Genomic DNA, 12263 nt, shown 5'->3' with positions numbered 1-12263 from the left:
CCACCCGGAGTCCACCGATGCTCGCGACCGCCCTGCTGCTGGCCACCCTCTCCGCCGGCGGATACTCTGCTCCACACGAGGCCGCTGGCGCACCGCCACGCACCCTGCAGTTGGGCGGTCGTACTTACGTGGATAAAGGCCTGGTCGCCGCCGGGCGGCTGCCGGCAGGCACGGTGGACTTCCTCGGCGACACTCTGGGCTCGTTCTCGTCGCTGGCGGTACAGCCTGGCACCTGGAAGCGCACCGCCAGCGGCTACGAAGGCGTGCTGTGGACACTGCCCGACCGCGGCCGCAACGATCCCGAGGCCGGCCTGTTCTACGACTACACTGGACGCGTGGAGCGCATGCAGCTGCGCATCGACGTTACGCGAGGCAAGCCCGGTGCGCTCGGTATGCTGTCGATGGTCCCGGACAAGGGCGTGGTGCTGAAGGACTTCAACGAGCAGCCGTTCACCGGTGCCGACCCGGGTGAGCACACGATCACCCAACGCGATGTGGTGCTGCCCTCGCCGGCCAGCGGCGCGGGCGCCGGCAAGGTCTCGCTGGATGCGGAGTCGCTGCAGTTCACCGCCGATGGCCATTTCTACATCGGCGACGAGTACACCGCCAACGTCTACTACTTCGATGCGCAGGGTCAGCTGCAGGGCGTGATCGTGGCGCCCCCTGCGATCAGGCCGCAGCGCGAGGGCAAGCCGGCGTTCGGTTCGCTGGCGCCACCGCAGACCGGCCGCCGCAACAACCAGGGCGTGGAAGGCATGGGCCTGTCACCCGACGGCACCCGCCTGTTCGTCGCCCTGCAGAGCGCCACACTGCAGGACAGCGCGCAGGGCAACGCGGCGGGCCGTATCAACACCCGCGTACTGGTCTACGACGTGACGGCCTCGCCGACGCCACAGCAACCTATCGGCCATTACGTGATGGCCCTGCCCGCCTACGCGCAAGACGGCAAGGGCAAACTGGACCGCACCGCCGCGCAGAGCGAGCTCCGCGTGCTGGACGACCATCGCTTCCTGTTGCTGGCCCGGGATGGCAATGGCCTGGGCAAGGACGTCGACGACCCGATCGTCTACAAGTCGGTGTTGCTGGTGGATGTGGCCGATGCCAGCAATCTGGCCGGCAGCACCTACGAAACCGGCACGACCTCGGTACTGGCTGATCCCACCGGTACCACGTTGAAGGCAGGCATCGTGCCCGCACGCAGCGACGAACTGCTGAACCTGCTCGACCGCCCGCAGCTCGCGCGTGCCGGGCTGGATCTGAACACGATGCGCGGCCCACATGCCGGGCTGCTCTCGGAAAAGTGGGAAGCCATGGACGTGCTGCCGGCGCTGGACCCGCAGCATCCGAACGACGTGCTGTTGTTGATCGGCAACGACAACGACTTCATCGCCCGTCACTGCCGCATGCAGGGCCAGCCCTGCGATAGCCCGTACGACAACGACAACCGCGTGCTGGTGTACCGACTGACCCTTCCCTGACCGCAACGGGTAGTGCCGCAACCGTCTCGCTCGAAAGCCTGGTAGTGCCGGCCGCTGGCCGGCATCACGCCCAGACCGACCACGCATGCAGATACTCGCCAATCTGCTCGGCAATACCGGCGCGTACCGGGTTCCCCTGGATGTATAGGGCTGGCCGCGCCAGCGACTCCTCAGCCCTCACGGCGTGGTCGAAGTAGCCAGGCTGCCACACCGTACTTCGACGACCCGCCAGGCGATTCAGGGCAAGCGCGCTCGACGACTTCATTCGGCGCGCAATGTCTGGAAGGTGAGCTGCACGCAGCTCGAACATCCAGTGGACGTGATCCGGCATGACGACCCATGCGAGTGACTGCACCAGCCCCCGCCGCTCGATGTAATGAAACGGGTCGATTACACATGCCACTGCAGCTTCGCTTTCAAGGAGCCGGCGGCGCTGATGTGTGGTCGTTGTCAGAACGTAGACCTGACCGACAATGGAACGCCGGCCCAGGCGGAGGCGGTGGCTGCTCATGCCTCATCGTGGAGCGATCATTGGGTGTTGAACGTCAGGCCATGCCTCGATGGATGTTCGGAGATGTCTGAAGTTGAATGAGGTTGCCGGCCAGCGGACGGCACTACCGGGGCCATGGGTTGCCGGCCAGCGGCCGGCATTAGCAGGAATCACCCGCGCAGGGTGGCGCCGCCGTCGACGTACAGGTCACTCATCGCCACGTGTCCGGCCTGCTCGGAGAGCAGGAACATCACCGAATGGGCGACGTCTTCCGGGCTCGCCAGCTTGCGCAGTGGAATGCCGGCCTTGTAGGTCTCCAGGCTGCCGGCGATCACGCGCTCGGCGCCGTGCTTGTCCTGCCACATGCCGGTCTGCATCGGGGTCAGCGTTGAGCCCGGGGCGACGATGTTGCAGCGGATGCCGAGCGGTGCCAGCTCCAACCCAAGGCAGCGGGTGAACATCGTAGCGGCTGCCTTGGATGCCGCGTAGGCGGCCATGCCGTGCCGAGGCACGCCCGCCGCGTTCGAGCTGACGGTGACGATCGCACCCTGCCGACGTGGTGACATCACCCGCGCCAGCGCACGCCCGACATGGAACACGCCATCCGCATTGACTGCGAAAACCCGGCGCCAATCGTCATCGGTGGTGCCGGTCACCTCGCCCACGTGCAGCACCCCGGCCACGCTGGCGGCGAGGCCGATCGGCCCGATGCTGGCTTCTACACGATCCACCAGCGCATCCACCGCCGCACTGTCGGTCACATCAAGGGCAAACGCCTGCACACGTGCATCCGCGACCACGGGCGCATCGCGATCGGTCGCCACCACCGTGCAGCCGGCCTCGACCAACAGCCGTACCAGTGCCTCTCCGATGCCGCCGGATGCACCGGTCACCAACGCCACGCGGCCTTCAAAACCGGTCAACTGCATGTTGCGATCTCCTGTTGCTCATCCCAATGGCGCAGGCGCGCCGACAACCATGGCGCCAGCTGCGCCACCGCATCGCGGCCGGTCAGCTCAGCATGCAGGAACGGCAGTTCAAGTGCCTGCACCTTGAGTGCGTGTGCACGCCACAACGCCGATTGCAGCTGCGGCCGTGCCTGATGGTCTCGACCCGCGCGCACATGCACCAGCGTGCCCACGAACGGCCGATGATGATGCTCGCGTATCAAGCGATTGGTGCCGGTCACCGCACGCACTACACCATCCAGCACCACGTCCGGCAGGCTGCCCAGCGCGCTGCCGCCACGACGCAGGAAACCAAGGATGCGCTCACGGCTGTCCAGCTCCGGATGCGCATCCGGATCGTGCCCGGCAATGGCCAGCAGCGCACGCAGCGCCGCAATCGGATCGGGTTCCGGCTCGGCGCGCCAGCATTCGCTGGGGTAGGCATCCAGCAGCACCAGCTCGCCGACTTCGCGACCGATCTCATGCAGGCGCACCGCCATCGCCTGGGCGAGGATGCCCCCCACCGACCAGCCCAGCAGATGCACCGGCCCCTTCGGATGCAATGCGACCACCCGCTGTACGTAGTCGTTGGCCATCGCCTCGATGCTGCTCGGCAGCGGCTGCCGCGCGTCCAGTGCCGGCGACTGCAGGCCGTACACCGGGCGGGCCGGCTGCAGTGCCCGGGCCAGGGTGCGGTAGTTCCAGGCGATGCCACCGGCCGGGTGCAGTACGAACAGAGGCGTGGGTCCGGCGGCTTCGGTCGCGGCCAGCGCGATTACCGGCCCCAGCGCGTGATCAGCCAGCGCGGGCGGCTCGGCAATGCGTATCGCCAGCGCGGCCACGGTGGGCTGCGCAAACAAGGCACCCAAGCCGAGGTCACAGCGCCAGCGCTGCTCGATCGCCAGCAGCAGGTGCACCGCCGACAGCGAGTCGCCGCCGAGACTGAAGAAGTCCGCATCCACCGCCACTGGCGCTTCACGCCCGAGTGCCTGGGCAAACAGCACCGCCAGCTCCTGTTCCAGCGGCGTGCGCGGTGCCAATCCAGCGACGTCATGCTGTGGTGGTTTCGGCAACGCGTTGCGGTCGAGCTTGCCGTTGGCGGTCACCGGCCAGTGCTCCACGCCGACGAAGGCCGACGGCACCATGTAGTCCGGCACGCGCGTGGCCAGATGGCTGCGCAGCGTCGTCGCCTCGGCAAGGGCGGAAGGCACATAGGCCACCAGCCGGGCGTCGCCAGGAGCGTCCTGGCGCAGCAGCACCTCCACCCGATCCATGCCCGGCAGCTCGCGCAATGCCGCCTCGATCTCGCCCAGTTCGATGCGCAGGCCGCGCAGTTTTACCTGATGGTCGCTGCGGCCCAGGTATTCGACTGCGCCGTCGCTCCGCCAGCGCGCCACGTCGCCGGTGCGGTAGATGCGCTCCCCTGGCAGGAAGGGATCGGCCAGGAAGCGCTCGGCGGTCAGATCATCGCGGCCGAGGTAGCCACGCGCCAGCTGCACGCCCCCCAGATACAGGTCGCCCGGCACACCCACCGGCAGCGGCTGCATCCGCGCGTCCAGCACGTACAGGCGGGTATTCCAGACCGGGAAGCCGATCGGTACCGGCCGTGAGCGATCCTGCGCCGAAGCCGGCCAGTAGCTCACGTCCACTGCCGCTTCGGTCGGGCCATACAGGTTGTGCAGTTCGGCCTGCACGCGCGCATGGAAACGATCACGCAACGACGCGTCCAGCGCTTCGCCACTGGTGAACACGAGGCGCAGCTGCAGGCCTTCGGAGGCCGGCGCGGCAAGGAACGCATCGAGCATCGACGGCACGAAATGTGCGGTGGTGATGCCATGCGCGCGGATCAGCCGCGCCAGCTCGGTCGGATCGCGATGCACATCCGGGCCCGCCACCACCAGCGTCGCGCCGCACAGCAGCGGCAGGAAAAACTCCCAGACCGAGACGTCGAACGTGGCCGGAGTCTTCTGCAGAACACGGTCATCGGCACGGATGCCGTAGTGTTCGCGCATCCACAGCAGACGGTTGACGATGGCGCGGTGTTCGACCACCACGCCCTTGGGCTCGCCGGTCGAACCGGAGGTATAGATCACATAGGCCGCATCGCCGGGTGCAGGATCGGCCCACGGTGCAGCGAAGCTCAGCGTGGTCCACTGCTCTGGCGCAAGCACTGGCACGCCGGCCATGCGCGCCGATACGTCCGTCGCAGCCAGAACGCACACCGGCTGCGCCGAGGCGAGAATACGTGCCAGCCGCTCGTCGGGATGGGCAAGGTCCAGCGGAAGATAGGCCGCACCCGCGCGCAGCACCGCCAGCAACGCGAGCACCAGCTCCAGCGAGCGCGGCAACGCCACCGCCACCACGCTGCCGGGGCCGACATCCATCGCCCGCAACTGCGCCGCCAGCGCGAAACTGCGCGCTTCCAGCGTTGCGTAGTCCAGGGCAGTGTCGCCGAACACCAGCGCCGGCGCGTGCGGATCCCGATCCATGCCCTGCTGCAGTAGCTCAACCAACGTGGTCTGCGGCAGTGCATGCGCGGTGGCATTGAAACCGTGCACCACCTGCTTCGCTTCTTCGACGGTGGCCAGCGGCACCGCCGCGATGTCTTCAGCCTCCAGCGCCGTCGACACGAAATGCAGCAACCGCGCCGCGTGCGCCTCGACATCCTCGCGGCTGTACAGCGCGGGATTGGCCTCGATCTCCAGATCCAGCAGGTGCTGGCCGTCGCCACGGAAGCCCAGCGTCAGGTCATCCACCGGACCGGTGCACAGCACCTCCAGCGCCGCCTGCACGCCAGTCAGCACCAGCGGCTTGTAGAACGGCTGCACATTCACCAGCGGACCGTGCAGGCGCTGCTGCGCACCCACCAGGCCCAGGTCCCGGCGCAGTTGCTCGCCACGGTAACGGCCGTGCTTGCGCCCCTGGCTGAGCTGACGGCCCAGCCCGCGGGTAAAGGCCTCGACGCTGCCCTCGGCGGCCGCCACGCGCAGCGGCAACACATTCATCACCATCGCCGGCACCCGCGCCGACGCGTTGCCGAGCCGCCCCATGTAAGGCACGCCCAGCACCACTTCATCGGCAGCGCTCATCCGCCGCAGGTACTCGGCCGACAACGCGGCCAGCACGTCCGGCCAGGGCTGCAGCCAACGAACCGACGCCTGCAGCAGCTGTTCCCGGAATGCCGCATCGAGCGGCTGTACCCAGCGCAGCGCGTCCTCACTGGCAGCGAGCGTACCGGCCAGGCCGACGCCCGCCGGTGCGCCCTGCATGTGCGCGCGCCACCACTGCCCGGCCTGCGCCCGGCCCGGATCGGCACGATAAGCGGCATCATCAGCCAGCACGCCCGCCAGCCCTGGTAGTGACTCACCGGCACGACCGGCATACAACGCGCACACCCGGTCAGTGAACAGCGCCATGCCGTAACCATCGGCCGCCAGATGATGCGCGCGCAGGTACCAGACCCAGCGCTGGCCACCCAGATCGAACAGCACCTGCTGGCTGATCCGGTCGCGGGTGGGGTCGACCGGGCTCAACCGGTCAGCGCGCATCAGGCTGCGTACCGCAGCTGCGGGATCCGCCTCGGCGGAAACATCACGCACCGAAAGCAGCGGCACATGTGCCGGGTCATGCCACTGCAGCGGCTGGCCATCGGCACCTTCGACAAAGCGCAGTGCAAAGGCCTGGGCCTCACCCGCAGCCTGGTCCGCCGCTGCGACGAACGCGGCCACGTCCAGCGGACCCTCGATCCACACCGCATGGGCAGTGTTGAACGACGGATTGTCCGGTGCCAGCCGCTGCGCGAACCACAGTCCGGCCTGGGCCTCGGTCAATGCCACCGGCGTGGCCAGCGCGACGGCGTTCATGCGTTCTGCGCGGCCTGCAGCGTCTGCACCACGTTCCACCACTGGCGCAGCGTCGTGTGTTCGGCCAACTGCGAGAACTCCAGCGGCAGGCCAGTGTTGCCCCAGGCCAGGACCAGGCCGAGCATGCGCATCGAATCCAGGTCCAGGTCGATCAGGTTGTCGTCGTCACCGATCTCGGCCGGCGTGCACTCCAGCACACGCGCCACATCGGCGCGCATCCGCTCCAGATCCAGCACCTCACCCGTGGCAGCCATCACAGCACCTCCAGCAGCTGGTCGGTGGTCATCGGCACCCCGCTGGTGCGCGCGATCCAGTGCAGCGCCTGATCGTGATCGGCACGCGAGAAGTCCGCCACCGCATCGGCGGCGATGAAGGCCTCGATATCACGCTGGAACGCCTCCACCACGGTCGCGGTGCAGCCGATATGGGCGTACACGCCGGTCACCAGCAGCTGGTCGCGCCCACGTACCCGCATCAGCGTCTCCAGGTTGCTGCGCTGGAACGCGCTGTAGCGGTGCTTCACCAGCACGTGCTCATCTGGCTGCGGTGCCAGTGCTTCGATGATCGGTTCGTGGTCGGCGCTGCGGCGCATGCCGGGCCCCCACAGGTCGGCCTGCAGGCCACGGTCGCGACGGTCCTGGTCACCATGCTGGGCGGTGTAGAACACCGGAATGCCGTGTGCGCGGCAATGCGCCAGCAGGCGCACGATATTGTCCACCGCCGGCCGCAGCGGCGCACTGCCAGCGTCGAACGCCGCCAGGAAGTAACGCTGCATGTCATGCACCAGCAGCGCGACACGATCACGCTGCGGGCGCCACGGGCCACGGGCCTGCGGCAGTTCGGCGGCGGTCGGCAAAGGGTAATCGGTGATACGGGGCAGCGCCATCAGCGCGTTCCTCCTGTCTGTTGCAGATGACGCGCACGCAGTTGCGCGCGCAGTTCGCGGCGGCTGATCTTGCCGACCGCAGTGGTATCGAAGCTGTCAACGAACACGACCTGGTCGGGCACCTTGAACGCCGCCAGACCGCGACCGCGCATCCAGGACTTCAGAGCCGGCGCCTTGAACGGCTCGCCCTGCGGAATCACGAAGGCGCAGCTGCGCTCGCCCAGATACTCATCGGGAATGGAGACCACGGCGGCGTCGAACACGCCGGGGTGCGCCAGCAGGTGATCTTCAATCTCTTCGGCGGAGATCTTCTCGCCGGCACGGTTGATGTGGTCACCGGCGCGGCCCTGCACCACCAGATAGCCTCCGGGCAGCTGCTGCACACGGTCGCCGGTGCGATAGAAACCGTCGTCGGTGAACGAGCGCGCGTTGGCCACCGCATCGTTATGGTAGCCACGGATGGTGTACGGGCCACGGGTGAGCAGATGCCCCACCTCACCTTCGGCTACCGGCTGGTCATGGTCATCGACGACGCGCACTTCGTCATCCGGGCTGATCGGGCGGCCCTGGCAGGCCACGATCAGTTCCTCCGGATCATCCAGGCGGGTGTAGTTGACCAGTCCCTCGGCCATGCCGAACACCTGCTGCAAGGTGCAGCGCAAGCCATCGATCACGCGCCGTGCGGCTTCCGGCACCAGTTTGGCGCCGCCTACCTGCAGTACCTGCAGGCTGGACAGGTCATGCTTGCTGCTGGCGGCCGCCTGCGCCCACAGCAGCGCCAGCGGCGGCACCAGGCCACAGCACGTCACGCGCTCGCGGGCGATCAGCGGGAACGCTGCATCCGGGCCGGGGCCGGGGCTGAGCACCACGCGGGCGCCGGCATACAGCGCACCGAAGAAGCCGGGCGAACTCATCGGGAAGTTGTGCGCGGCCGGCAGCGCGACCAGATACACGCTGTCGCGGTCGATGCCGCAGATGTCATTGCTGGCGCGGAACGAATAGATGTAGTCGTCGTGCGTGCGCGGGATCAGCTTGGACAGGCCGGTGCTGCCACCGGAGATCTGCAGGAACGCCACCGACTGCGGATCCGGGTCGGCCGGCAGCTGGCTGCGGTCGCCCTGCAGCGACTCCAGCGCGGTGAACTCCGCTGCATCGCCATCGATGACCACGTGGCGCACCGCAGGTACGTCGGCCTGCAGCGCCCGCGCGAGTCCGCGATGATCGAAGCCGTCGTGCAGGTCGGCAGTGATGTAGGCACTGGCCTCGGCCTTGTTCGCGAAGTGCACCAGCTCGGTGATGCGATGCGCAGGCAGTGCGTACACCGGCACCAGTCCGGCCCGGAACAGGCCACAGATCGTAGTGATGAAGCCAGCGGTGTTGCCCAGCTGCACCAGCACCCGCTCACCGGGCTGCAGGCCGAGTGCCAGCAGGCCGGCACCGATGCGACCGGCTTCGTGCCACAGCTGCGCATAGCTCAGGCGGACGTCACCAGCCACCACCGCGATGTCATCCGCATAGCGTTCCGCGCGCTCGCGCAGGAACGCCGGGAAGGTCTCGCCATGCCAGTGACCGGCCTCGCGATAGCGCGCCATCAGTTCATCAGGCCATACCTGCTGCAGTGGCAGGCGGGAAGAATCAGCGGAGGTATTCATGCGGCAGGCTCGATGGCGGGCGCCGATTCATGGACACCCAGCGCGTTCAACAGGGCAGCGAACTTGGCTGCGGTTTCAGCCACTTCAGCCTCGGGCCGCGAATCGGCAACGATGCCGGCGCCTGCGTACAGGCGCAGCTGCGTGCCCTGCAGTCGCGCGCAGCGGATCGCCACGTACCAGTCGCCATCTCCCTGCGCGTCCAGCCAGCCGACTGCACCGGCATAGAAGCCGCGCGGCACCGGTTCCAGCTCGCGGATGCGCTGCAGTGCCGCCAACCGTGGCGTACCGCAGACCGCTGGCGTGGGGTGCAGCTGTGCCAGCAACTCGGCTGCAGACGTCTGCGGATCCTTCAGGGTGGCGTGGATGCGGGTTCCCAGATGCCACATGCTGGCAGTCGCATGCAGCGCCGGCCGCGGCTGTGCATCGATGTGGCTGCAGTACGGCGCCAGGCCATCGACGATGGCTTCGACCACGTGGCGATGCTCGTCATGGTCCTTGCGCGAGGCCAGCAGCGCCTGCGCGGCACGCTCGTCCTCGGTGGCATCGGCGCTGCGGCGTGCGGACCCGGCCAGCGGGTGCGACAGCAGCTGCACACCACGCTTGCGCAGCAACAGCTCCGGCGTTGCGCCAACCAGCCAGGCCGGGGCCCGCCCCAGTTCGACCGGCAGCGGCACCGCATAGGTGGCCACCGAGGGGTCCGCACCCAGCCGTGCCAGCAGTACATCCGGCGAAAGCGCTTGCCGGGTGCGGGCCAGCAGGCTGCGCGCCAGCACCACTTTATGCAGATCCTGTTCGGGCGCGCGCAGGGCCTGCACCGCAGTGGCCACGGCGGCGGCATAGTCCACCGCTGCGGGCTCTGCACGCAGCTCACCCTCCAGCGGCGGCGCCGCCTGCGGCTGCAACGGCAATGGCGGCAGCAGCCGCTCGGGCTGGTACAGCGCATCATCAGCACGCGGCTCGAACGGCACCGCGCCGACCAGCAGGCCGGGGCCGCCACGCTGCTGGGCGAAGAAATCCGCAACACGCTCAGCCAGGGTTGCCAGCGCACCACTCGGCAGCGCGGCCCGGCAACCGCGCGCATGCACATGCTGACCCGCATGCTGCAACAGGAACAGTGCGGCGTCGTCGATGGTATCCAGGGCCGGCGGCGCAGCCTCCGGCCACGCGCCCTGCATCAGGGAATCGTTCATGAGGTCTCCTTCATCCGATACGCGGCGGCCAACGCGCACAGCAACAGCAGCAGCGCACCCACCAGCAGATAAGGCAGGCTGGGCCCACCGCGATACAACAGCGTGCCGAGCATCGGTCCGGCCACCATGCCCAGCCCCTGCGCGGCAGCAACGGTGCCGGCGGCAGCACCCTGCTCGTGTGCTTCCACCGCGTCGGCAGCCAGCGCCTGGAACGAGGGGAACACGAAACCCATGCCGAACGCGGCCAGCGCATAGGCTGCCGGCAACTGCCAGGCCTGCTGAACGCCGGCCACCGAAGCGAAGCCGATGCCGGAAATCAACGCACCCAGGATGATCCAGCGCCGCGGATGCACCTCCAGCTTCATCACCAGCGCCTGCGCCAGGATCAGGCCGACGCCGACCGCAGTGAGCGCGATACCCGCCATGCGTGCGCCCGCCGCTGCATCCAGGCCGAGGCGATCGATCGCGAAGAAGCCGACCGTCACCTGCGCGATGGTCACCGAGACCATCGCAATGAACGCCGCCAGCTGTGGCAGGCGCAGGCGCGGGTCGAGACGGCTCATCGGATGGCGGCGTTGTGCAGAGGCGCTCTCCACTGGCGGTGTGGCCGGCAGCCGCCAGGCCAGCAATGCCAGCGCAAGCAGCGGCAACAATGCGGCCACATACAGCGCCAGTGACAGATTCGTATAGGCCAGCCAGCCAGCGGCCGCCGGCCCCAGCACCATCCCCAGCGCGTTGGCGCTGCCCAGGCGAGCGAGGAATTTGGCACGTTGGCCGGTCGGTGCCTTGTCGGCGATCAGCGCGGCAGCGGTAGGGGGCACGGCGGCGTAGAACAGGCCGATCAGGCCACGCGCGCCGACCAGCACCAGCACCGATACCAACACAGGCGGCACTGCCTGCAGGGCAACGTCGATGAACACCGCCAGCGCGATGTAGACCAGGGTGTAGGCGCTCATCGCCAGCATCAGCACGCGCTTGCGGCCGACGCGGTCGCTGAGCTGGCCCCAGGGGCGCGCGGCCAGCATCCACAACACGCCGGCGGCGGTGACTGACAGGCCGGCATGCCACTCGGACAAACCGAGCATGCGAACCACCGGGCCGATCACGGCGACGAAGGACATCATCGCCATGGTGCCGATCAGGGCAGCCAACACCAGCGCCGGCAAGCCGGGAACGACGGGACGTGCGTGCATGGAACACCAGCCGTAACAGGAAAGGATGGCCGGGCGCGCCTACACGCCCCACCCGGCACCGACCCTGCTCAGGACCAGATGCCACCCTTAAATGATAACGGCTCGTATTTGCATTTGATACCCATTCTCTTGAATGGGCATGCAACAGTGGGTTCAGCGCATTGCACGCAGGCCCAGCAGACCACGGCGCTTGAACCACCACTCCAGCGGCAGCGTGACCAGCGGCGGGATCGCTGCCAGCAAGGCCAGCGCGCTCGCCCACCATGGCCAGCGCAGGTGCACTGCCGCAAACAGGGTGACTGCCACATAGACCAGGAACGCCACGCCGTGCAGCGGCCCAAACAGCTTCACCAGCGCCACATTGGCCATCGGGCCGTACTTCATCCACATGCCGATGAGCAGGCCGGCCCAGGTCACAGCCTCGATGAAAGCGACTGCGGCGAACAGGCGTCCGGTCGGGTGCATGGGGGAACGTTCGGTCACGCGGAGCTCCGGCATCGGGATATCAAATGCGAATGATACGCAGATGCGGACGTTCCGGACACCGGCGGGTAGCGCCGGGCC

Annotated in this window: 10 protein-coding genes; 1 reads left to right on the top strand and 9 read right to left on the bottom strand. The window is 68.1% G+C overall.

All coding sequences use genetic code 11. The features are described 5' to 3' along the window. The first annotated feature begins 17 nt into the window (after positions 1-17). On the top strand, positions 18-1478 hold the full coding sequence (locus tag AC13GA_RS09310; RefSeq protein ID WP_482997942.1) for an esterase-like activity of phytase family protein: 1461 nt from the start codon (positions 18-20) through the stop codon (positions 1476-1478). Between the two features lie 64 nt (positions 1479-1542). Here AC13GA_RS09310 and AC13GA_RS09305 read toward each other — a convergent pair whose 3' ends face one another. The 9 genes from AC13GA_RS09305 to AC13GA_RS09265 form a co-directional block, all read right to left on the bottom strand. Continuing rightward, on the bottom strand, positions 1543-1989 hold the full coding sequence (locus tag AC13GA_RS09305; protein WP_482997941.1) for an REP-associated tyrosine transposase: 447 nt from the start codon (positions 1987-1989) through the stop codon (positions 1543-1545). 149 nt (positions 1990-2138) lie between these two features. Continuing rightward, entirely contained in the window at positions 2139-2897 is a 759-nt protein-coding gene (locus AC13GA_RS09300; RefSeq protein ID WP_482997940.1) for a 2,3-dihydro-2,3-dihydroxybenzoate dehydrogenase, read from the bottom strand. Then, entirely contained in the window at positions 2888-6778 is a 3891-nt protein-coding gene (locus tag AC13GA_RS09295) for an amino acid adenylation domain-containing protein (protein ID WP_482997939.1), read from the bottom strand. Before AC13GA_RS09295 ends, AC13GA_RS09300 begins: the two co-directional genes overlap by 10 nt. Then, positions 6775-7032, bottom strand: a complete 258-nt coding sequence (locus AC13GA_RS09290) for a phosphopantetheine-binding protein (RefSeq protein ID WP_046986169.1) — start codon at positions 7030-7032, stop codon at positions 6775-6777. Before AC13GA_RS09290 ends, AC13GA_RS09295 begins: the two co-directional genes overlap by 4 nt. Next, positions 7032-7664 carry an isochorismatase family protein gene (locus AC13GA_RS09285; RefSeq protein WP_046986168.1) on the bottom strand — a complete coding sequence of 211 codons (633 nt, stop codon included), beginning with the start codon at positions 7662-7664 and terminating at the stop codon, positions 7032-7034. The genes AC13GA_RS09290 and AC13GA_RS09285 overlap by 1 nt, the downstream gene beginning before the upstream one ends. Next, a complete protein-coding gene (locus tag AC13GA_RS09280; RefSeq protein WP_482997938.1) occupies positions 7664-9316 on the bottom strand; it encodes a (2,3-dihydroxybenzoyl)adenylate synthase in 1653 nt (550 codons plus the stop codon). Before AC13GA_RS09280 ends, AC13GA_RS09285 begins: the two co-directional genes overlap by 1 nt. Continuing rightward, positions 9313-10506 (bottom strand): isochorismate synthase, encoded by a 1194-nt coding sequence (locus AC13GA_RS09275; RefSeq protein WP_482997937.1) that lies wholly within the window; start codon positions 10504-10506, stop codon positions 9313-9315. The genes AC13GA_RS09280 and AC13GA_RS09275 overlap by 4 nt, the downstream gene beginning before the upstream one ends. After that, positions 10503-11699 (bottom strand): MFS transporter, encoded by a 1197-nt coding sequence (locus AC13GA_RS09270; protein WP_426355724.1) that lies wholly within the window; start codon positions 11697-11699, stop codon positions 10503-10505. Before AC13GA_RS09270 ends, AC13GA_RS09275 begins: the two co-directional genes overlap by 4 nt. Positions 11700-11852: 153 nt before the next feature. Further along, positions 11853-12164: a DUF3817 domain-containing protein gene (locus AC13GA_RS09265; protein WP_136638053.1), complete on the bottom strand. Its 312-nt coding sequence runs from the start codon at positions 12162-12164 to the stop codon at positions 11853-11855. Positions 12165-12263: the final 99 nt, after the last annotated feature.

This window comes from Stenotrophomonas sp. 22DLJC03 (genome assembly GCF_056861405.1).
This window is presented reverse-complemented; position numbering and strand designations above follow the sequence as displayed.